General features: G+C 63.9%; 22 protein-coding genes. 4 read left to right on the forward strand and 18 right to left on the reverse strand.

Annotated features, from left to right (window positions below; genetic code table 11):
• Positions 1-92 precede the first annotated feature (92 nt).
• The 17 genes from AC07PR_RS03100 to AC07PR_RS03180 form a co-directional block, all read right to left on the reverse strand.
• Positions 93-611: a hypothetical protein gene (locus AC07PR_RS03100; protein WP_495134371.1), complete on the reverse strand. Its 519-nt coding sequence runs from the start codon at positions 609-611 to the stop codon at positions 93-95.
• Between the two features lie 73 nt (positions 612-684).
• Positions 685-1,128 carry a hypothetical protein gene (locus tag AC07PR_RS03105; protein ID WP_495134372.1) on the reverse strand — a complete coding sequence of 148 codons (444 nt, stop codon included), beginning with the start codon at positions 1,126-1,128 and terminating at the stop codon, positions 685-687.
• Position 1,129: 1 nt separating this feature from the next.
• Positions 1,130-2,479 carry a hypothetical protein gene (locus tag AC07PR_RS03110; RefSeq protein ID WP_495134373.1) on the reverse strand — a complete coding sequence of 450 codons (1,350 nt, stop codon included), beginning with the start codon at positions 2,477-2,479 and terminating at the stop codon, positions 1,130-1,132.
• A 26-nt stretch (positions 2,480-2,505) separates the two neighbouring features.
• Positions 2,506-3,489: a hypothetical protein gene (locus AC07PR_RS03115; protein WP_495134374.1), complete on the reverse strand. Its 984-nt coding sequence runs from the start codon at positions 3,487-3,489 to the stop codon at positions 2,506-2,508.
• 17 nt (positions 3,490-3,506) lie between these two features.
• A complete protein-coding gene (locus AC07PR_RS03120) occupies positions 3,507-4,490 on the reverse strand; it encodes a hypothetical protein (protein WP_495134375.1) in 984 nt (327 codons plus the stop codon).
• An 18-nt stretch (positions 4,491-4,508) separates the two neighbouring features.
• Positions 4,509-5,078: a hypothetical protein gene (locus tag AC07PR_RS03125; protein ID WP_495134376.1), complete on the reverse strand. Its 570-nt coding sequence runs from the start codon at positions 5,076-5,078 to the stop codon at positions 4,509-4,511.
• 45 nt (positions 5,079-5,123) lie between these two features.
• Complete coding sequence (locus tag AC07PR_RS03130) at positions 5,124-5,492, reverse strand: hypothetical protein (protein WP_495134377.1); 369 nt, start codon at positions 5,490-5,492, stop codon at positions 5,124-5,126.
• A 1-nt stretch (position 5,493) separates the two neighbouring features.
• Positions 5,494-6,156 (reverse strand): GAD-like domain-containing protein, encoded by a 663-nt coding sequence (locus AC07PR_RS03135; RefSeq protein ID WP_495134378.1) that lies wholly within the window; start codon positions 6,154-6,156, stop codon positions 5,494-5,496.
• Positions 6,157-6,206: 50 nt separating this feature from the next.
• Positions 6,207-6,584: a hypothetical protein gene (locus AC07PR_RS03140; protein ID WP_495134379.1), complete on the reverse strand. Its 378-nt coding sequence runs from the start codon at positions 6,582-6,584 to the stop codon at positions 6,207-6,209.
• 68 nt (positions 6,585-6,652) lie between these two features.
• Positions 6,653-7,969 (reverse strand): HEAT repeat domain-containing protein, encoded by a 1,317-nt coding sequence (locus tag AC07PR_RS03145; RefSeq protein WP_495134380.1) that lies wholly within the window; start codon positions 7,967-7,969, stop codon positions 6,653-6,655.
• A gap of 20 nt (positions 7,970-7,989) precedes the next feature.
• Positions 7,990-8,952 (reverse strand): hypothetical protein, encoded by a 963-nt coding sequence (locus AC07PR_RS03150; RefSeq protein WP_495134381.1) that lies wholly within the window; start codon positions 8,950-8,952, stop codon positions 7,990-7,992.
• A 16-nt stretch (positions 8,953-8,968) separates the two neighbouring features.
• A complete protein-coding gene (locus AC07PR_RS03155) occupies positions 8,969-10,558 on the reverse strand; it encodes a PAAR-like domain-containing protein (RefSeq protein WP_495134382.1) in 1,590 nt (529 codons plus the stop codon).
• Positions 10,559-10,567: 9 nt separating this feature from the next.
• Entirely contained in the window at positions 10,568-11,638 is a 1,071-nt protein-coding gene (locus AC07PR_RS03160; protein ID WP_495134383.1) for a hypothetical protein, read from the reverse strand.
• The gene (locus tag AC07PR_RS03165; protein ID WP_495134384.1) at positions 11,635-12,771 is read right to left on the reverse strand and encodes a DUF2169 family type VI secretion system accessory protein; all 1,137 of its coding nucleotides are present in this window, start codon (positions 12,769-12,771) and stop codon (positions 11,635-11,637) included. Before AC07PR_RS03165 ends, AC07PR_RS03160 begins: the two co-directional genes overlap by 4 nt.
• An 8-nt stretch (positions 12,772-12,779) precedes the next feature.
• A complete protein-coding gene (locus AC07PR_RS03170; RefSeq protein WP_495134385.1) occupies positions 12,780-13,325 on the reverse strand; it encodes a DUF6484 domain-containing protein in 546 nt (181 codons plus the stop codon).
• A gap of 1 nt (position 13,326) precedes the next feature.
• On the reverse strand, positions 13,327-15,462 hold the full coding sequence (locus tag AC07PR_RS03175; RefSeq protein ID WP_495134386.1) for a type VI secretion system Vgr family protein: 2,136 nt from the start codon (positions 15,460-15,462) through the stop codon (positions 13,327-13,329).
• Positions 15,463-15,630: 168 nt separating this feature from the next.
• Positions 15,631-15,993 (reverse strand): hypothetical protein, encoded by a 363-nt coding sequence (locus AC07PR_RS03180; RefSeq protein WP_495134387.1) that lies wholly within the window; start codon positions 15,991-15,993, stop codon positions 15,631-15,633.
• Between the two features lie 165 nt (positions 15,994-16,158).
• On the opposite strand from AC07PR_RS03180, the gene AC07PR_RS03185 reads away from it, so the two are divergent.
• The 4 genes from AC07PR_RS03185 to AC07PR_RS03200 all read left to right on the forward strand — a co-directional run bounded on the left by AC07PR_RS03185 (position 16,159) and on the right by AC07PR_RS03200 (position 18,755).
• Positions 16,159-16,659 carry a hypothetical protein gene (locus AC07PR_RS03185; protein ID WP_495134388.1) on the forward strand — a complete coding sequence of 167 codons (501 nt, stop codon included), beginning with the start codon at positions 16,159-16,161 and terminating at the stop codon, positions 16,657-16,659.
• A gap of 28 nt (positions 16,660-16,687) precedes the next feature.
• Positions 16,688-17,134 carry a hypothetical protein gene (locus tag AC07PR_RS03190; RefSeq protein WP_495134389.1) on the forward strand — a complete coding sequence of 149 codons (447 nt, stop codon included), beginning with the start codon at positions 16,688-16,690 and terminating at the stop codon, positions 17,132-17,134.
• Positions 17,135-17,331: 197 nt separating this feature from the next.
• A complete protein-coding gene (locus tag AC07PR_RS03195) occupies positions 17,332-17,988 on the forward strand; it encodes a hypothetical protein (RefSeq protein ID WP_377155231.1) in 657 nt (218 codons plus the stop codon).
• Positions 17,989-18,020: 32 nt separating this feature from the next.
• Positions 18,021-18,755: a hypothetical protein gene (locus tag AC07PR_RS03200; protein ID WP_495134390.1), complete on the forward strand. Its 735-nt coding sequence runs from the start codon at positions 18,021-18,023 to the stop codon at positions 18,753-18,755.
• 158 nt (positions 18,756-18,913) lie between these two features.
• On the opposite strand, the gene AC07PR_RS03205 is transcribed toward AC07PR_RS03200, so the two are convergent.
• Positions 18,914-19,549: a PEP-CTERM sorting domain-containing protein gene (locus AC07PR_RS03205; RefSeq protein ID WP_377155233.1), complete on the reverse strand. Its 636-nt coding sequence runs from the start codon at positions 19,547-19,549 to the stop codon at positions 18,914-18,916.
• Positions 19,550-19,758: the final 209 nt, after the last annotated feature.

Genomic DNA, 19,758 nt, shown 5'->3' on the forward strand with positions numbered 1-19,758 from the left:
AACCGCGGCGGCCGGCGCGGGGGGGGCCCTGGCATGTCACCGGTGTGGGTGACGCGTGCGCCGCTGCGTGCGGCGCCGCACGTTCGTCATCGTTACATCGGCAGCGTCAGCGAGACGGTGATCGTCAGCACGGCGCCGTCGTCGTCGTAGTCGGCGGTGACCTCACGGCCCTCGACTTCCCACTGCTCCCACTCGAAGACGCCCTCTTCCTCCTCGCCGTCGACGGCTTCCCCATAGGCGGCGGAGGCGGCCTCGCGGGTGGTCACCGGCGTGGTCGCGAACGGGCCGTTGCCCTTGTAGGGATCGACTTCCTCGCTGCCTTCGGGGTAGTAGAAGATCGCGCTCAGCACGTGCGTGCCGGGGCCCAGTGGTTCACCGTAGTCGACCGCGTGGGTCTCGCGCGGGGAGAAGGACAGCACCACGCCGGCCTCCTTGAGGTGCACGAAGCCGGCGCGGATCTCCTTCTTGCGCTTCTGGGAGAGCTCGGTCGGCGCGGGCGTGCCGGCGGGCGTGGTGTGCGCGAGAACCGCGGCGATCAGCGGAGCGTCGAGCTCGGTCAGGCCCAGGAGGCTGGGGAGATCGGGGAGCGTCGGAATGGTGGTGGTGGTCATGAGGCTGAACGATACCCCGTAATGGGGGCGTCGGGCCGGGCGGGCGATCAGGCAGTTGGTATGGGTACCGCGCTCACGAGCCGGCCGCCCAGGACGTGGAAGCGAATTCCACCCACAACCGAGGGAGTTCCGTCAGTTCGCCCTGATGTGGATCTCGAACTTGGCTGCCCTCAATCACGAGCGGCTTCAGGCTGACGCGCTCAGCCGGAGGCGCGTCGAGATCGATGTCCTCCACGATGGCCGCCTGCACGCAGACGCCCTGACGCCATCGGAGCAGCAGCGGCAGGTCGGGAGGGATGAAGCCGTTCAGGAACTCGGCGTGATCCTCCAGATCCAGCCACATCCAGGCGACTTGGGCCGGCATCGCATCCGCGCAGAGCGCGTCGAAGAGCGGCCGCAGCCGCAGACACTTCGGGCACCACGCCTCGGCGCCGATGATGACCAGCAGCTCCGCGTCGGGCCGTGCGAGTTGACGGGCCAGCGCTTGCGCGTCATTCCAAGGATCGAAGGTCGGCATGTCAGGCGGCCTGCTCGAGACCGATGCGGCGGAGTTGACGCGCCTGATGCCCAGGGCTCGCGCGCAGGTCGACCGCGTATTCGGGATGCATCCGCGTCAACGCGTCGGCCGCGATGAATCGCAGGGCCTGGGCGTGGTCGCGCGTCGGGTCGAGGATGTCCCGCAGGAGGTGCGGATGCACCGGATTCGCCAGCAGCAGCCGCTGGTCGCGCGGCCACGCGTGACGGCTGGCCGGATGCGCGCGGACCCGCGTGACGTCGGGCAGAGGAAGGCCGGCGTCGGCATCGCGGCGCTCCGTTGTCATCGGTGCGTCGAGATCGAAGGCTGGCTCCTCGGCCGTGAGCCCTTCTCCGGCTAGATCGACGGCCGTGAGGCACTGCCAGACCCATCCAGCCCAACGACCCTGCGCCGGATCCTGCATCGCGGCCACGACGAAGTCGAGCAGCGCCGGATCGCCATGACTCAGCGAAAAATTCAGCGCCTGCCTCACCGGCAGACGCGCCACCAGCCGCCCCGTCTCGGGATGACCGATCGGCAGCATGGCGGCGAGTTCACGGAGCCAGCGGTCCAGACGGCGTCGCGCCGGCACGCGATACCAGCCGGTCGCCGTGGCGAGCACATCGGTCTGTTCCACGGTGCATTGCCAGAGCAGACCCGACAGGCGCGCCACGACGTCGGAGCTGCGGGCTTCCCGGGCTGCGCCCGCATGCCAGGCGATCACGGCCTCGGCGCGGACGGCGCTCGATGGGTCCTCGAACAGCGGCCGAAGCAGCCCTGGCCGCTCCCGTCCGACAGCGCGACAGGCGGCGGCACGGACATGGGGGTCGGCGTGTTGAAGCAGAACGGCAGCCGATTCGGGCACCGTGCCGCGCAGTGCGCTTGCCCGCAAGGCGAGCACGAGGTCCACCGGTTCCTCACTCGTCCAGGCCTTGTCGAGCCAGGCCGCGGCATCGGTCTCGCTGGCCCACGCCAACGCGGAAGCCGCTCCGCGCAGCACGGCATCCGGATGGCGACGGATCGTGCGCAGGACGCGCCCGATCCGGTCATCACGCGAATCGGAATCGCCGAGCAAGGCGCAATACATCGCTACGAAGGCCTCCCCGGCCTTGCCCCAGCGGTCGAGTCCGGCGATGGCCAGTTCGTACGACAACGGCGTATTCAGGCGCAGGCCTTCGAGATTGGCCTCGAGCAGATGCGCGAAGTGCCGGGCCCGCTCGGCGCCGAGATGCGTGGCCTCTGCGGGACGATCCAGCGTCGTCCAATAGAACGCGGCGTCTTCCACATGCCGCGCCACGATGGGCGAGACGAAGGGGCGGTCCAGTGCGACGGAATCCATCTGTTCCTCGGGCATGAGTTCGGGTGCGGACAGCGGGGCCGTCAGTTCTTGTAGGGGGCAACGACCTTGCGCCAGGTCTTGCCGTCGAAAGTCGAGACCGTCCACAGGTCCGCAACAACGAGCAGGCCGTCGTGCGCGTCCATGTGGCCCGAGGCCAGGATGGGCTTGCCCTCGTGCTCGGGCGCCACGATCTCGTGCCCGTTCCACACGCGGAGCTGATAGTCGGAAGCGAGCCAGAGCTGACCGTTGAACCAGCGCGTGTCGTTCCACAGGATGCTGGAGCCGCGCTGTTCCAGCAGGCGCCAGGTGGACTGCTGCCCCACCCACAGGCTGCCGCCTTCGCCGGTGATGTACACGTTCCCGTCGCCGCCGCAAGTCACCGTCGCCAGTTGCTCGTTCGTCGGGAAGTCCATCTGGCGCCAATCGCCACCGTTGAAATGCCAGACGTCGCCGTGACCGCCGACCGCGTACATGTCCGATTCCGAGAAGGCATCCAGGTCCTTGAAGCCGGCCGCCTGCAGTTCGTCTTCGTTCTGGGACATGGGGATGCCTTCGACCCGCATCCAGCGGCCCACCGCCACGCGCTTGTACAGCGTGCGGGCGATGCCGATGGAGTACGTGAAACCGAAGAGACACTTCATGCGGCTTGTCGCCGGGCGGGCCCCCACGGCGATCTTCTCGAGAGGTCCATTGCCGCCCCCGAGCGGCCAGGCGTCGCCGTCCCGTCCCCTGGACACGACGATCCCGCCCGGCCGCTCGAACGGCGCACGGCTGACCCCAAGCTTCGGAAACGCCATGTTCTGCAGCTCCTGGCACTCCAGGTTCTGGTCCGACGTGTCGTCGAGAAACACGCTGAAGATGCGAGTGGGTACGTCGGCATCGAGCAGGTGCGTCGTCTCGTCATGCGGCAAGGATTTGCGGGCGACCAACTGAAGGATGTCGCGATTGCGTACGGCGACACCGGTGATCTCGAAACCTTCGACGATCTCCTGCCACTTCTTCAGTGAAACGTGCGGACTGCTCATGGAGGTGGACAGCCGGTTCAGTCCTTGTATGGCGCGACGACCTTGCGCCAGGTCTTGCCGTCAAAAGTGGACACGGTCCACAAGTCGGCAACGGCGAGGATCCCGTCATGGGCATCCATGTGCCCTGAAGCCACAATCGGCTTTCCCTCATGCTGAGGGACGACGATTTCCCGCCCGTCCCAGACCCGCAGTTGATAGTCCGAGGCCAGCCAGAGCCGCCCCTCAAACCATCGCGCGTCGTTCCAGAGCACTGTGGACTCGCGCTTCTCCAGCAGACGCCAGGTCGAATGCTGCCCGACCCAGAGGCTGCCGCCTTCGCTGCTGATGTAGACGTTGCCGTCACCGGCGCAAGTCACCGTCGCCAGACGCTCGTTGGTCGGGAACCCAGACTGGCGCCAGTCGCGGCCGTTGAAATGCCAGACATCACCGTGGCCACCGACTGCGTAAATGTCACTTTCTGAGAAACCGTCGATGTCGTCGAAGCCGGAAGCCTTCATTTCCTCCTCGTTGCGCGGAACCTCGATCCCCGCCGCCTTCTCCCAGCGGCCCACCGCGACCCGTTTGTAGATTTCGCGCGCAGTGCCGACCGCATAGGTGTGCGCTCCGATGCACTTCAGACGAGAGGTACCGGGCCATTGCCCGGCGGCAATCTTTTCCAGCGGTCCGTTGCCACCGCCTAAAGGCCAGGTGTCGCCATCGGCATTCATCGCGGCCACGAGACCGCCAGGACGGGCAAACGGGACTCGACTGACACCCAGAGCCGGGAACGGCATGTGGCTCAACTGCTGAGATTCGATGTTGTTCTCGGTCAAGTCATCCAGAAAGATGCTGCTCAACCGGGTGGGAATGTCGCTGTCCTTCATCAGCGACGCCTGAGCCGCCGGTACGTGCTGGCGCGCCAGCATCTGAAGGATATTGCGATCGCGGACGGCAATGCCGGTGATCTCGAAACCTTCGACGATCTCTTGCCACTTCTTCAGTGAAACGTGCGGACTGCTCATGGAGGGGGGACGGCCGGTTCAGTCCTTGTATGGCGCGACGACCTTGCGCCAGGTCTTGCCGTCAAAAGTCGAGACCGTCCACAGGTCCGCGACAACGAGCAAGCCGTCGTGCGCGTCCATGTGGCCCGAAGCCAGGATGGGCTTGCCCTCGTGCTCAGGCGCCACGATCTCGTGCCCGTTCCACACGCGCAACTGGTAGTCGGAAGTCAGCCAGAGCTGACCGTTGAACCAGCGCGTATCGTTCCACAGGATGCTGGAACCTCGCTGCTCCAGTTGGCGCCATGTGGACTGCTGTCCGACCCACAAGCTGCCGCCTTCGCTCGTGATGTACACGTTGCCGTCGCCGCCGCAAGTCACGGTCGCCAGTTGCTCGTTCGTCGGGAAGCCCAGCTGGCGCCACTCACGACCGTTGAAATTCCAGACGTCGCCGTGTCCGCCGACGGCGTACATGTCGGACTCGGAGAAAGCATCGAAGTCACGGAACCCCGCCCCTTTGAGCTCCGCCTCTTGCGTCGACATGGGGATACCGGAGAGCTGTTCCCATTTGCCCACGGCGACCCGCCTGTAGAGGCGACGGGCCAATGCCACGGCGAAGGTCTGATCGCCAATGCAGCGCAGTCGCTGCAGGCCCGGCTAGCGGCCGGCATCGATCTTTTCGAATGGGCCATCGAGCCCGCCGCCCACGGGATAGACATCGCCATCGCGGTCCATCGATGCGACAAGGACACCATCGTGGAACGGTGCACGCGACACGCCCAGTCGAGGATGGGTCATCCCGGAGATATCGCGGAAACCGACGTTGTCCTCGGAGGGGTCGTCCAGAAAGATGGTTGCGACCCGGGTCGGGATCTGACCGTCGAGCAGATGGGTTGCCTTGTCGTGGGGTGTCGTCTGCCGGGAGAGCGTCTGGAGCGTGTCGCGATTGCGGATCGCGACGCCGACGATCTCCTGGCCCTGGTAGACGTCCGTCCAGGAAGTGCGGCTCAGATGCGGAATGGACATGTCAATCCTTCAAGAGCCGTGCATCCTCTTCTCCGGAAAAGGGCATGGACGGAGCCGCCAACTGCCTCAAGATAGTCAGGTGTTGATCGATCTTCAGCTTGCGCAGGTTCTCAACGCGCATGCGACCGCCGGCGACCAGCGCCGGTTCGAATCCATACACCTCATCCTCTGCCAGCGGACCCAGCGCTTTCATCGCCCTGGCAAACATCGGCTTTCCGTCTTCGTCGTCAAGGTCGCATTCTTCCCTGTCAACACCGAGGAACACGAGGATCGACATGTCCCGGGCATCGGGTGTCTTGGGCTTGAGCCGCTTCGGAACAGCAAAGACAGCATTCGTCGCGCAGTTGATCGTCGCCGACTGTCCACTCCTCTGCCCACAGAGAAAGAGCTTCCCAAAGGCGGTTCGGGCGATCACGTGAAAAGAGTCGATCTGCTCAAGGGAAGAGTTCTCCAGCCATTCGTCCACGATGTCTTCATAGCCTGCCGGGTTCACGAACCAGAAGCGCCCCTCGCCATATCGACCCCAGCCTTCTTCGCGCCAGTACGCCATCAACTGATCCGGGAGCTTTCCGGTCCAGGCGGCGATCTCTGATTCCGGCACAGGTTGCCGGAAATCAGCTCCACCGAATTCCTCGATGAATGCCTCGAAATCTTCGTCTCTCATCTCAGGTCAATTCCGCGGCGAGGTTCAAGCAGTCGGCGTGACCGTCTTGCTCACGAGCCGGCCGCCCAGGACTTGGAAGCGAATTCCACCCACAACCGAGGGAGTTCCGTCAGTTCGCCCTGAAGTGGATCCCGGACCTGACTGCCCTCGATCACGAGCGGCTTCAGGCTGACGCGCTCAGCCGGAGGCGCGGCGAGATCGATGTCCTCCACGATGGCCGCCTGCACGCAGACGCCCTGACGCCAACGGAGCAACAGCGGCAGGTCCGGAGGGATGAAGCCGTTCAGGAACTCGGCGTGATCCTCCAGATCCAGCCACATCGGCACCACGTGCTCAGGCATGCCGACGGCCAGCGCTTCGAACGCAGGACGAAGGCGCTGACATTTGCTGCACCAGGACTCGGCCCCAAGAACCACCAGCAGCTCCATGCCCGGCTCACGAAGACGTTGAGCCAGGTGCGCAGCATCCAGCCACGGATCCAATCGTTGCCTTTCACTCACTGCGATATCCCCATACGGGCCAGCTGTGCCGCTTGCCCCGCAGGACTGGCGCGAAGGTTCAGCGCGTAGGCGGGGAGCAGTTGTTCCAGTGCATGCGAGGCCACGAAGCGCAGCGCCTGGGGCTGGTTGGATGCGGGGTCCAGCAGCGCGCGCAAGACCTGGGGCTGCACGGGCTGGCCCATCAACAAGCGCTGACCGGCAGACAGCGCGATGTGGCTAGCCGAATGGGCCATCACTGCGGCGACGTCAGGCAGTGGCAAGCCATGATCTGCGTCCAGTTGGGTCGTGGTCAGCGGCGCATCCAGGTCGGGCTGCCGGTCGGGCAGAGTTAAGCCCGCGGCCTGGGGGTCAACACCGGTGAGGCAGCGCCAGACCCACAAGGCCCATCGGGCCGATTCGGGCTGATGCAAAGCCCGCAGCACGAAGCCCAGATGCGCTGCATCGCCGTGATGCAGCACGAAAGTCAGACCCAGGCGCGGAGGCAGTTGCGCAAGCAGTTGCTGCACACCTGGATGCCCCAACGGAGCGAGCCACGCTAGGTGGCGTAGCCAACGCGCAAGGCGCCGTTGAGCCTGCAGGCGATGCCAGCCGGTTGCGGCGCTCAACAGCCGCTGTTGTTCGACCACGCAGTGCCATAGCAGACCCGCCGCTTGGGCGACCGCGTCAGCGCTGCGCTCACTCAATGGAACGAGGCGAGCCCAGGCCAGCACGCTTTCCGCGCGAACGACCAAATCCGGGTCTGTACGCAGCGCGAGCAAGTCCTTCAACGCCTCCATCGGTGCTGACCGACAGGCGGCTGAACGCACAAAGGAACTCTCATGCCGGATCTGCTGCGACCAGCCGGGAACCGTAAGCCCACGTAACGCATGCGCGCGTAGTGCAGCAACCCGCCTGACGGGCTCGTCCTGCAGCGCCTGAGCTAACCAAGGCTCGGCCTGAGCCTGCTCGGCCCAGGCCAGCGCGGAGATGGCGCCTCGCAGCAGGAGGTCTGGCGCCCGGGCGACAAGATCGAATACCGCCTCGCAGGCGGATATTTGCTCTCCAACGACTGGGGCAGCAAGAGCGCAATGCATGGCAACAAATGCCTCACCTGACTTGCGAAAGCGCTTCAATGCATCAAGGCTGAGCTGCGCTCCCTTCTCTGCGGCGATACGCAGCCCTTCCAAGTTCGCGTCAAGAAACTCCGCGAAATCCAGTGCGTGCAACGCCTGCAAATGATCGGCCGTCGCCGGTTCCTGCAATTGACCCCAATAAAAGACGGCGTCGTCCAGGTGCCTGTGCAGCAATGGAAGGACCACCCGCGATTGCTGCATTTCTCCGCCTGCGTCCGGGCTCAAAGGTAGGGCGCCACGATGGTTCGCCAGGCCGTGCCGTCAAAGACATTGACCTGCTCGATGCCGGCAATGGCCAACAAGCCGTCGCGAGCATCCATATGACCATTGAGCCAGAGCTGCTTACCGTGATGCGTGACGGGCTCCAAACTCTTTCCATCCCAGTTTCTGAACTGAAAGTCCGACGACAGCCAAAGCTTTCCTTCGAACCACAGCACATCATTCCACAAGACGCTCGCGCCTCCTTCGTAGATGCGCTTCCAGGTGGATTTTTGCCCCACCCACAGGCTTCCGCCCTCACCGCTGATGTAGACCTGCCCATCACCCGCGCAGGTCACGGTGCCCAATTGCACATTACTTGGAAAGCCCATCTGGCTCCAGCGCTCACCATTGAAATGCCAGACGTCGCCATGACCGCCTACCGCATACATATCGTGCTCACTGAAGGCGTCCATGTCCTCGAAGCCATGAGCGGTCGCAGCTTCGATTGCCGGGAACCCATTATTGAGTGGCAACCAGGTTCCAATGTCAGTTCGCTTGTAAATGGAACGCCCCTGACCTACCGAATAGGCGTACCCAAACAAGGTCTTGACCCTGTAAGTCATGGGATATTTTCCAGGATCAATGAATTCATCGGGAAAGTCGCGACCACCGCCAAGCAGAACCACTTGACCATCAGCATTTCTCGCGACCATCATTGCCTGAGCGACCGGGGCCAGACAAACGCCGACCCTTGGCAATTTGAGACCCGAGTAGGTTCGGTCTCCATAAACATTCTCATCTCGATTGATGAACACATTCATCAACCTCGACGGAATATCACTATCGGCAGTCCAACTCATCTCCTCAGAATCCACCTTGCGGCGCAGGCACAGACTGATCACATCCCGACTGCGCACCGCACAGTCCGTGATATCCCAGCCTTGAATTCGTTCGCTCCAGATTTCCTTTGAGACGTGAGTCATTCTCTACCCTTCATGATTACTCATTCACGCCGCCGCCTTGTTCGACCGGCTTCCCGTTTGTGGTACCCAACGCCTTGGGCCTCGTCCCTGGACATGCCTTGTTGTAATAGCTTTCCAATTGATTCTTGATGCATTCCTTTGAACAATTGGAAGCCGGGAATGATTCCTTGTGCGAGGTGGCGGCAGCATCGATGGCCTGCGCCATGCTCATGGTGCCATTCTGAAGTTTGCCGCCTTTGGCAAGCAAATCCACCTCTTTGTCCATCTTCTCGTGAATGCGCTTATGGCTTCCCACAGTGTGACTGTAACCCTCAACACAAACTGTCGGGGCATCCTTGTGCATTTGATTGCCCGGACCCTCGCGCTTATAACCCGGGCAGGCACCTTCAAGCATTGCACCGGTCACAAGGTGATGCCCTGTTTGCCCATCACAGCAGCCACCCTTGACCGAGTTATCCCGTCCGGGCTGCTTGGCGCTGGTGCTGTATGGGGTCAGCATGCACTTGCGAGCTCGTGTGCAGTCATTCAGCGTTGCAATAGTATCTTGCGCTTTACCCGCGATCTCCAAACCCTTTTTTGCCTGCTCATCGGGGCTAAGCTTGCTGAAATCTTGAAACTCCTTACCCAAGCTTTGCAAATCGCCAATCTTGCTGCGTAGAAGACTCAACTTCTCCAAGGATTGAGCGGCAACGGTCCGGATCTCATTCACATCACCAATGGCGATCACGGCATCCACCCCTGACCAAATCGCCATCAGCGCATTACCTACGGCGGGGACTGAGCTACCGCCGAGTTGCTTGATGCCGGCCTTGGCCGACCATTTGGCAAGCGCTTTCGCGCCCGCCTTTGTGGCCATCTCTCCCAATTCCTGTTCCAAGGCGCCTAGGATCTGAAGTTCACCGGGAAGGTTTTTGACCACCTCCTGCATCTTCTCCGCGTAGGCCTTGCCTTGTTCGAGCGAAGACAGCATCGTGTCCAAGCCATCACAGTGATCGTCGGTCCAATGATATTTACTGCCCGCTGCCTTGGCAGGCTTATCCTTCTTGAGCAATTGGCGAATCTTGCTCTTGCTCTTGATCGCCTTGCGAGCATCAGAATTCTTGTGCTCCGGCTCGCAGTTCCGCTTGACCCGGTTCATCTCGGTACCGCAGTCATTGCCAAACCAACCGCGCGACAGATAAGGAAAGGTCGGCGTATTCGCAGGCATCGATCCGTGATTATGCGTAACCAGATCAAAATTCCTGGGGACGCCGTGCCCTTCAAAGATCACATCGGCAGACCATTTCGTAAAATACGCCTTGCCTTTAATGACTCCCGTCGCCACACCCTTGGCAAATGCCTGCGTCGCTGGCTCATTGCCAAAACTGACGTCAAAGCGCGATTGATCCGATTTGGCAACGGTCTGCCCTTTGATCTTCACGGTGCTCGTGCCGTTCGTGATCGAATCGGCGAAGCAAGTATTCGGGTAGGGCAGCACGACCGGTCCGGCCGCTGGCGCTGGCGGACTCCAGCAGGAGTCGGGAAAGGCACTCGACGAAATGCCGCTGTTTCCGACTGCTTTGCTCGCAATCTCGTTGCCATTGGCATAGACATGGGTTGCAGGCATATCGGATCGTCAGGTTGATACGGAAGAAGGTGGAACAAGTGACAGGTCAACCGCCACCGCACATCTGTGACCGTCGTCACTCGCAAAATGCATCAGACCACTGTTGCCAAAATTTCGATGCCCCTGCGTCATGGCAGCTTGCAACCACGCCAGGGAAAGGAGAGGTGCGGCAACTCCGGTCTCTCCAACGTACTGTGCAATCATGTGATGAGGAAACTGACTACGCTTGCGCTCCATGGTACGAGACAGTGCGAGCTGAATTTCCTTCGAGTACCATTCTTCGCCATTCATGCCGCTGGCATGAAACTCAAAGTCAGATACAGCCCGACCAGCCTGCGCAGCGGCGTCACGAATCACCGCGGTCAATGCCTCGGCCCGAATCGGAGCGTCGCCGTCGATGCGCCAAGAATCCCGCCGCTGCGACCAGCCAACAATATGAAGAGCCGGTTTGGTGGGTTGCTCCTTGCGTCGCGTGAGCATGATCGTGCAGGCTCCCTCTCCTGGAAGTAGCCCATCAGTATTACCGCTGCTGGCAATTCGCCCCTGGCTGAGCAATCTTTCAATTGTTGGCGCGTCCAGCAAGGTGTCGACCGCCGCGAGCAGGACGGCGTCGACCGGGAACTCAAACTGAGACGCCAGCAGGCTCTGACTGGCTGCCAAGGCGCCCGCCAGTCCGCCCTTCCCAATTCGCCCCACACGGCTCTCCGCATGCAATCCGAGTTCCTCAATCAATTCACCACTGATCGCTTCAAGCGCGCCAAAGGGATAGGCTGCCCGTTCGGGCTCGGGAAGCATCACGATCATTGCGACTCGAGAGATATCGAAGCCTTCGATCTCCTTCTCAGCCTTTTGCAAGCACTCCGTCAAGCTTGAACGGAGCATCAGGATGAGTCGTTCGGGCCCCCAAACATTCAGATCGTGCATGGCTGCGGTGACCAATGGCAGACCGTCGATCCCGACAAACTGGCTATGCTGGAAATGGTTGAGATGGGCTCGCAGCGCTGCAACGACGGCTGATTCATGCCAGCCCAGCGCACAGCACATGCCACTCACCCGCACCTGCAACGCACTGCTGATCATTCCGTCGTCTCTTGCTCGTTTGGCGTCTGATTTTCGGCTTGAGTATTACAACCAATGCATCCGCCACCCGCGTGGCCTGCAAGCCGGGCCTTCCACCAAAGCGGATCGATCGGGCCGATTGCCACATCCTTGAGTTCCTGGAGATTTTTCTTCAGCGGCACGCTGGCCCTCCAGACCACGCTGAACCTCCGTTGCTCTGTCTCGAAATACAGCGTATCTGCCGATGTCGTGGGACTCAGCTCGCTGTAGTCCTGGCGCAGGATCCGCACATGCATCGCCAAGGCGGGCAACACAAACCGGACATCCGGTCGCCCTGGCAACAGGTTGATGAGCCGCACGATTTCACCACCTTGCGGATACGGCATCTGCTGATCCTGCGGCGCGCACTGGTGGAACTGCTCGTCGAAATCGCCTGGTAGCAGCGGAAAAACCTCCTGCCGCCAGGTCTCATCATGCGTGCCCGCATGGTTGCGTCGCGGCAGCCAATGCCGCCCGATGGCACTCAGTCCGACGGGCTCGATCCGGTCGGTAGGCTGACGAACCGCGTGCTGCGGATGCTCCAGCTGGTGTGCGGACTGGTGGTGCATCCCCCCTGCCGTGTGCTGCCCGGCATAGCCCAAGCCAGCGGGGTTGTGCAGATGCGCCTCGCACAGGCGATCCTTGCCTTGCTCGTACCAACGCGTTCCACCGAAGGCCAGGCCATAGTGCATGGGTACCCGGGTGAAGGCCTCGGCCGCACCCAGCTCGTAGTCGGTGCGACTGTCCTTCACGCGCTGCCACCGCCGCGGCCCACTGACTTTCAACTGTTTGCGCAGCGGGCCCAACTCGAAACCTGCCAGCAGTTCCGTCATTGGCTGACCATGAGCGCTGTGCGCGCAGGCATCGAAGATCACGTCGCAGCGTGGCTTGAAGCGAGACATGTCAGCGCCATAGCGCAACGCGCTCTCGCCGGGCTCGCCGTAGTATTCATCGGACATGGCCAATGGTTGTGGCGGCAGCGGCCTCGGCCGCTGACCCGGCTCCGGGATGCTCCAGGTCGCCTTGGCCACCACCACCAGATGCTCACGTCCACTGACATCGAGCGCCATTGCGACGTCGGCCGCAAGGTGCTTGGACCCAATATGCAACTGCATGATTGCGATCAGTTCACATGCACCGACCCGCCCACGATCCGCTGCGTGGCGCTCGCGTGGCTGGTGATGTAGGTTCCGCGCAGCTGGATGCGGCCGTCGGCCGTCAGCACGATGCACGCCTCGCCGCAGCGCAGCTCGAGTTCCTCGGCGGCTTCGATCACCTCGCGATGACCGTCCACCGTGATGACGAGCCCTTCCGGCTCCTCGTCGTGAACCACCTGCGCCGATTGCGTTGCAGGCGCGGCCTCGCCGTTCCACAGCAAGCCCAGCACGATCGCGGAACCGCCGGCAAGCACGCTCAGCGCGACGCCCTGGCCTTCGTGTTCGGCCGACAGCGGCACCAGGCTGTGTGCCACGCCCACGAGCCCCAGCCCGGGAACCATCGCCGCGCCAGTCGCGCCTTGCGCGGGCACCGCCTGCAGCGTGCCGATGATCACCTGTCCCGGCACCGGCATGGCGGCCGACTGCGAGCCCTGATTCAACAGCGCATGGAACGGCGACGCGTCCTGCGCCGCCGCGTCGACGCCCTGCGCCGGCAAGTCGAGTCGCTCCACGTCAGTTCTCCAGGATCTTCTTGCCCTTGACCGTCACCTCGCCGTCGGCCTTGAAGGTCTGCTCGCCGGTGGTGCCGACGCTGAGCGTGTGGCCGTTGAGGATGATGGTGCCGTCGGACTTCATCGTCAGGCTGGCCTTGCCCACCGTCAGGTGGATCTCGTCCTTGGCGTCGACGGAGTACACCGCGCCGCTGCTGATGCTGTAGTCCTTACCGACCATCGTGTTCTTGTACAGCCCGACCTGTTCCGTCTGGAATGCACCGACCGTCGTGTTCATCATCGCGCCGACCGACGTCTGGTACCCCAGACCGATCGTCAACGCCTTGGCCATGCCGATGGTTTCGGCCTTCGCCATCGCGATGGTCTCGGTCTTGTTCGCACCGATCGTCACCGACCGGTTCGACCCGATGCTGATCGTCTCGTTGATGCCGACGTCTTCCGTGCGGTTCATCCCGATCGAGATCTTCTCGTCGAGGTCGACCCGCTCCGTCCGGTTCTGATGGATCGTGATCGTCTCGTCCAGGTTCACCGTCTCGGTACGGTTGCCCTTGACCAGCGTCGTCTCATGCCGATCGATCGTCTTGGTCCGATCCCGTCCGACCCAGTGCGTCTCGTCGTTCTCGACCTCGATGTCCTGGTTCTTCTCCGCGTGGATCCACAGCTGCTCGTCGCCGTGCTTGTCCTCGAAACGGATCGCGTTGGCGTTGCCGTAGCTCCCGCCCTTGGTCGAGCGCGTCAGGAAGCCGCTCTGCGTCGCATTGGCCGGCAGGTCCCACGGCGGCAGGTTCTCGCCGTTGTAGGTCCGCCCCATGATGATGGGCGCGTCCGGGTCCCCTTCGATGAACCCGATGATCACTTCCTGCCCGATGCGCGGGATGTGGATGCCGCCGAAGTTCGAGCCCGCCCACGGATGCGCCACGCTCACCCAGCACGAGCTGCGCTCGTCGCTCTTGCCGCGCCGGTCCCAGTGGAATTGCACCTTCACCCGGCCGTACTTGTCGGTGTGGATCTCCTCGCCCGCCGGGCCGCTCACGATGGCCGTCTGCGGCCCCGCCACCAGCGGCTTCGGGGTGCGCCGCGGCGGCCGGTACTGCTGCGCCGCCGGGATGCAGTTGAAGCTGCAGCGCAGCCCCGTCTCGCCCGAACCCGCCTCGTTGGCCGCCTGGCTCAGGCTGATCTGCGTGCCCGTGACCAGGTACTGCGCGTTCTCGCTCTCGCGCGGATGGCGGGTCAGCGACAACAGGTGCCCCGTCTGGACACCCTGCGCGTTGGTCGTGCCGTCGTAGGTCTGGAACTGCGTCTGCAGCTCGTCGAGCCGGTCTTCCACATACTGCGACCCGTCGCCCGTCTGGATGTAGCCGCCCGGGTAGTCGAAGATCTCGCCGTCGGACAGGTCGTAGTTGCGCGCCACGCTCTGGTTGGTCTCCAGCGACGTCGACGGCCGCTGGAAGTCGTAATCCGTGATCACGACCTTGCCCGGCTTCACGCACTCCGCGCTGCCCCAGGCCTGCACGTACTCCAGCGCCGGCGTGGCCTGCGCGCCCGAGCCGTAGAACGGCAGCGACTCGCAACCCGGCTTGGCGTCATGCCCGCTGGCCGAGTCGCACAGCACCACCTTGTGGCCGCTCTCGTCGTGCTCGACGTACCAGTAGATGCCTTCGTGCTCCAGCAGCCGCGCCACGAAGTTGAAGTCGGTCTCGCGGTACTGGACGCAGTAGTTCCAGGTCCGGTACGGGCGAAGCAGCTTGAACTCGTAGCGCGCGACCGGGTGGTCCTCGAACACCTGCTTGACGATGTCGGGGACCGACAGCTCCTGGAAGATGCGGCAGTCCGAGGTCCGCGACAACAGCCACAGCCACGGCTTGAGCTGCATCTCGTAGACGCAGTGCTTGCCCTCGAAGCCGCGCTGCGCGAAACGCGTCACGTAGCCGCTGAGGAATCGCGGCGCATCGTCGCGCAGCGCGATCGTCAGCGTCGCGGGCTTGCCCAGCAGCTCCGAGGCCTGGATGTCCTTGCGTTCGCTCAACAGCGTCAGCGTGGTGTCTCCGGCGTCGCTCAGAGCCTCCCGCGACACACAGGTGTGCACGCGCAGGGTCTCTTCAGGCAAGGCGGTCTTGAGGCGGAAAGGTGAGGCCATGGCACCAGGGGTCAGGTCGACACCCCGGAGGCTAGGGATCACCCGCAATCACCACAACGGTCGAAAGTCACTCCGAGGGTTCGCAGGCGCCTGGCGAATTCCGCAGAATTATCAGAACGGCGCCCGACCGGGGTCAGGTCCTGCCCTCCTCGCGGCGCCAGCCGCACGTCAACCACGGACTTCGATCGACAGATCGCCCAGTCTCGGGTCCACGTAGAACTCGACTTCGCCCCAAGGGAATCGGGCCGCCGCGCGGGACTGCGCCAGCATCTCGGCCTCGACGCCGGTCTTCTTGGCGAAGCGCTTCACCATCCGCGAGGTCAGGATCGACGTCGGAAACTCCTCCTCGTCGAAAAGCACGAATGCCGAAGGACCCCGGCCATCGCGGGCGTCGATCACCAGCTTCGCTGAAAGGTCCAAGTACCGGACCGGCTGACCTTCAAGACGCGCCACATCCAACGCGCCAGCTTGCCAGACGACCTTACCGTCGACGGTGACACGGCCGTCGATCACATCGATTTCCAGATTCATGGGTCGAGCTCGCTGCCGCGTTTTCCTGAGGTCCATTCGGAAGCGCACGATAGGGCGCCCCGATCGCGGGGGTCAGCGGCGAAGGTCATTCGGGGCGAGAAACGCCCGATACTCCGGTCGCTCGCCAATCGCCCACAACCACTTGCCCATCGCCTGAAGCGCGCCATGCCCATCCTCCGCAGAGTCATCGCCCTCGCCGTCCTTGCGGGCTGCGTCTGGACCTTCCAGGAGGGGCGGCGAGGCACCTTCGGCATGCTGGGTGGCCCCTTCGCGATCATCGCGGTGATCATCGGCATCCTGGCGCTGGCCGCGGCGATCTTCAACCTCCAGGTCTTCGGCGATCGGCAGTGGGAAGACAGCGGCTTCGACAACTCCGTGCTGGGTCAGCGGTCCGGCCGCGTCTTCGGCGTCTTCCTGGCCTTCATCTTCGGCGGCTCGATGATCTTCATCGCGATCCGCGGGCTCGCGCGAGGCGTGATCTCGCCGCTCTGGAGCGCGCCGGACCTCGTCGCCGCCCGCTCGCCGGTGATGTTCGTGCTCTGCTTCGCGCTTTGGCTGGGCACCGGGATGGCGCTCTTCGTGCTGATCATCAAGGGCACCTGGCGTGCAACGTTCGGTGGCGACAAGATGTCGTCGCCCGCTGCCCTGCCCCGCAGACGGCGTTGATCCACCTTGCCGAGCAGAGAAGGCATTCATGATCGAGTCCCTCCCGCATCGCCGAGTTGCGATGTCGATACTCGCCTCGTTGGCCGCCAGCCTGGCGCTGAGCGCCTGCCAGAGCTTCGGGACCAGTGAGCTCAGCCTGCCCACTGGCAAGGACCCACAGGTCCGGGAGGTCGTGGCGGCCTGGGCCCTCGAACACGGTCTTCGGCCCTGCGCAGAATGGAACGTGCAGGTCGACGGCGCGGACAGCTGCTTCGGCGGTCGCATCGAGCCGATGTCGGTCACCGCAGTGACCCTGCCTCAGGGCGACCGTTACTCGGTCCGCATCAGCGTGTACGCCGTCGGCCTCGGCACCACCGGCGCGATCAAGACACACGACGATCAGCTACGCACGCGCTTGGAGGCCGTCTTCGAACCTGGCCAGGTGATCGCCCGCCGGCTGCCAGCGCCGATGCAAACGCGCCGGATCAACGGATGAACGGGGCAGGACTTGCCTCGCTCGAAACATCCCGTTGCGAATTCCCGCCTGTGCAGAGGCCAAAGTCACTTCGGCGCGCCCGACCCGCCCGGTACCTTCCGGTTCATCCGCATTCTGAAGAGGCGCCGATGCCTGCTGCACGCATTCCCGGTCCGCAAGGCGCCGGAGCCAACACATTCGAGATCGACGACGGCACGATGATCCGCGCCGCGTCCCCGCTGGTGTCGCCGGTCGGCGCCGCGCCGCGCGCCGAGAAGGCGCCCGCCATCGACGACGACACCCGCGCGCTGGCCGCCGTCGCCTACGGCGAGGGATCGACCGGCAACGTCTACGAGGAGATGGCCGCCATCGCCAACGTGCTGGTGCGTCAGCAGAAGGCGCGCGGCTTCGCGTCGATCAGCGCGTTCATCAAGACGGACAAGACCTTCGCGTTCGCCGCGCATGACGGCAACCAGCGGCACAACAAGCTCAAGAAGGCCACGGCCGAAGAGATCGCCGCCGACACCGGCATGAGCGACGCCGTGCGCGGTGCGCGCAACGCGCTGAGCGCCACCGGCACGGACTACGCCAACGGCGGCTACTTCTGGGACGGCGCCGACATCAAGTCGAACTACGACAAGCACCCCAAGGTCAAGGCCGGCATCCACATCACCGACCCGAAGCACAACATCTACGGCATCAAGGACAAGGACGTCCCCGGTGAAGAATGGTGGCGCAGCGCGGCGGGCGCCAAGACCAAGCTGCGCGGCAAATGGGATTACAAGTACGAGTCCACCGCCGCGTACGGCGGGACCATCTTCTGGAAGTACAACGACGACTTCGTGAAGGCCACCAACAACAAGGTGTACGACTGATGCCCCGCCTGCCCCGTCCGCTCCGCGCTTCGATGAGCCACCCCCTGCGCTGTTCCCTGCGCCGTGCGCTGCCTCGATCGCTGCAGGTTGCCGCGACCGCCCTCGCCGGCTCGCTCTTCGTCGCCTGCGCGGCGCACGCCGACGCCGTGGCCAGGAATGCGACCGAGCTGCGCGACCTGCTGCGCGGCACGGCGACGCCCGCAGCGCTGGAACCGATCAAGACCGAAGGCTGGTGCGGACCGCAAGGCTGCTTCGTCGACGTCGGCGAGCTGCGCCTCGACCGCGACAAGGGCGGCTTCGCCAAGGCGCCAGGCGGCAGGCAACTCGTCCTCGTCGAGCACAAGGCCATGGGCGGTGAGCCGCTTCCGGACATCGACTGGACGTCGACGGACGCCTACCGCGTGACGTCCGGCGGCCAGCGCTGGGGCACGTGCATGGAGTTCGCGCATACCGGCATCGGCAAGAGCGGCGTGTACCAGCGCTGGACCAGCGTGGTGCTGGTGCCGTTCAACGGCGGCAAGCCCGCGGGAACGGCGCATCGCTTCGTCGGCTACTGGGCCGGGTGCGATTCGTTGCAGGCCACCGCGACCCAGGGTCAGGTCGTGCTGCCGGTCATCGAGCGCGGTGAGCCGACGGCGTCGAAGCCGCTGCGGCTGGTGAACCAACAGTGCAGCGCCAAGAGCTGCGACGGACAGATCGACCGTCGGGTGATCGATGGAGATCCCGCCAGCGAAGATGGCACGCTGTCGATGCGCGACGCGCGCTGAGTTCCTGTCGCCGCTTCGGCTCCCAGCCTTCCCACGTCCTACGGCACCGTGCTGCGTCAATCCGCGCCGGACGTGAAAACGCCCGCGAGTGCGGGCGTTCGAACCGCCGCCGGATGGCGGGGTGGTCGGACGGATTCGTCCGACGATGACTTCAGCGATCAGGCCGACTTGCGGCGACGCACGACACCGACCGCCGCCAGCGCGAGGCCAGCCAGCGCCAGCGACGCGGGTTCCGGCACGGCGTTGCCTTCCAGCGCGAACGCAACGCTCTCGCCGCTGCGCAGGCCCGCGCCCTGCTGGTACAGCTGACCGCCCACATGGCTGTAGCCCCACACGCCCAGGTCGGTGTTGTAGAAACTGGCGTAGTAGGTGCCGGCCGCCAGAGTCAGGTTGAGCAGATCGTCGGTGGTGGCCGTGCCCTGGAGGCCGCCGAGGTCCGTCGTCGTGAAGTCGCCGGCGACGAGCGTCTGGCTGAACAGCTGCGCGCCCGGCAGGCCGTCGCCGCCGATGCTCCACACCGAGAACGTCATGCCGTTGTTCCAGTACGGCGCCGAGTTGTAGATGTTGACGCTGAAGCCGGTGATGTCGCTGGCCGAACCCAGCGTGAACTGGTCGAAGACGCGGTAGGTGCCGCCGCAGCCCGAGCACCACGGCGACGCGGGCGTGTTGCCGGTCAGGCTGGGGAACGACTGGAACACCACGTCCGCCGAAGCGGTCATCGGCAGCGCGGCGCAGGCCAGTGCAACGGCGCCCAGGGACAGGCGGGCGGTCGTGAAGAGGGAGCGGAGGGTCATGGTGTCGTCGTTGGAATGAGGTTGGACCAACCATCCCAACGCAGCGTCCGTGCCAGGCTTCAATTTCCCAGTCACGTCAATGACTTACGCTGACCATGCCCCTTGCTTCAGTGACAAGCTGTAAAGGAGTTCGACACTTGTTCATGGGACATAGTTCACGAATCGTGGGCATGCCGCTTGAAAAGTTCAACTCCACTGCCCGGCAGCTG

It is taken from the genome of Roseateles sp. GW821-FHT09H11, from assembly GCF_059415845.1.

Bases quoted from the DNA above. Each gene is read 5' to 3' on its own strand.
- AC07PR_RS03100 (WP_495134371.1), bottom strand. From the start codon at position 611: ATGACCACCACCACCATTCCGACGCTCCCCGATCTCCCCAGCCTCCTG.
- AC07PR_RS03105 (WP_495134372.1), bottom strand. From the start codon at position 1,128: ATGCCGACCTTCGATCCTTGGAATGACGCGCAAGCGCTGGCCCGTCAA.
- AC07PR_RS03110 (WP_495134373.1), bottom strand. From the start codon at position 2,479: ATGCCCGAGGAACAGATGGATTCCGTCGCACTGGACCGCCCCTTCGTC.
- AC07PR_RS03115 (WP_495134374.1), bottom strand. From the start codon at position 3,489: ATGAGCAGTCCGCACGTTTCACTGAAGAAGTGGCAGGAGATCGTCGAA.
- AC07PR_RS03120 (WP_495134375.1), bottom strand. From the start codon at position 4,490: ATGAGCAGTCCGCACGTTTCACTGAAGAAGTGGCAAGAGATCGTCGAA.
- AC07PR_RS03130 (WP_495134377.1), bottom strand. From the start codon at position 5,492: ATGTCCATTCCGCATCTGAGCCGCACTTCCTGGACGGACGTCTACCAG.
- AC07PR_RS03135 (WP_495134378.1), bottom strand. From the start codon at position 6,156: ATGAGAGACGAAGATTTCGAGGCATTCATCGAGGAATTCGGTGGAGCT.
- AC07PR_RS03140 (WP_495134379.1), bottom strand. From the start codon at position 6,584: ATGGAGCTGCTGGTGGTTCTTGGGGCCGAGTCCTGGTGCAGCAAATGT.
- AC07PR_RS03145 (WP_495134380.1), bottom strand. From the start codon at position 7,969: ATGCAGCAATCGCGGGTGGTCCTTCCATTGCTGCACAGGCACCTGGAC.
- AC07PR_RS03150 (WP_495134381.1), bottom strand. From the start codon at position 8,952: ATGACTCACGTCTCAAAGGAAATCTGGAGCGAACGAATTCAAGGCTGG.
- AC07PR_RS03155 (WP_495134382.1), bottom strand. From the start codon at position 10,558: ATGCCTGCAACCCATGTCTATGCCAATGGCAACGAGATTGCGAGCAAA.
- AC07PR_RS03160 (WP_495134383.1), bottom strand. From the start codon at position 11,638: ATGATCAGCAGTGCGTTGCAGGTGCGGGTGAGTGGCATGTGCTGTGCG.
- AC07PR_RS03165 (WP_495134384.1), bottom strand. From the start codon at position 12,771: ATGCAGTTGCATATTGGGTCCAAGCACCTTGCGGCCGACGTCGCAATG.
- AC07PR_RS03175 (WP_495134386.1), bottom strand. From the start codon at position 15,462: ATGGCCTCACCTTTCCGCCTCAAGACCGCCTTGCCTGAAGAGACCCTG.
- AC07PR_RS03180 (WP_495134387.1), bottom strand. From the start codon at position 15,993: ATGAATCTGGAAATCGATGTGATCGACGGCCGTGTCACCGTCGACGGT.
- AC07PR_RS03185 (WP_495134388.1), top strand. From the start codon at position 16,159: ATGCCCATCCTCCGCAGAGTCATCGCCCTCGCCGTCCTTGCGGGCTGC.
- AC07PR_RS03190 (WP_495134389.1), top strand. From the start codon at position 16,688: ATGATCGAGTCCCTCCCGCATCGCCGAGTTGCGATGTCGATACTCGCC.
- AC07PR_RS03195 (WP_377155231.1), top strand. From the start codon at position 17,332: ATGATCCGCGCCGCGTCCCCGCTGGTGTCGCCGGTCGGCGCCGCGCCG.
- AC07PR_RS03200 (WP_495134390.1), top strand. From the start codon at position 18,021: ATGAGCCACCCCCTGCGCTGTTCCCTGCGCCGTGCGCTGCCTCGATCG.
- AC07PR_RS03205 (WP_377155233.1), bottom strand. From the start codon at position 19,549: ATGACCCTCCGCTCCCTCTTCACGACCGCCCGCCTGTCCCTGGGCGCC.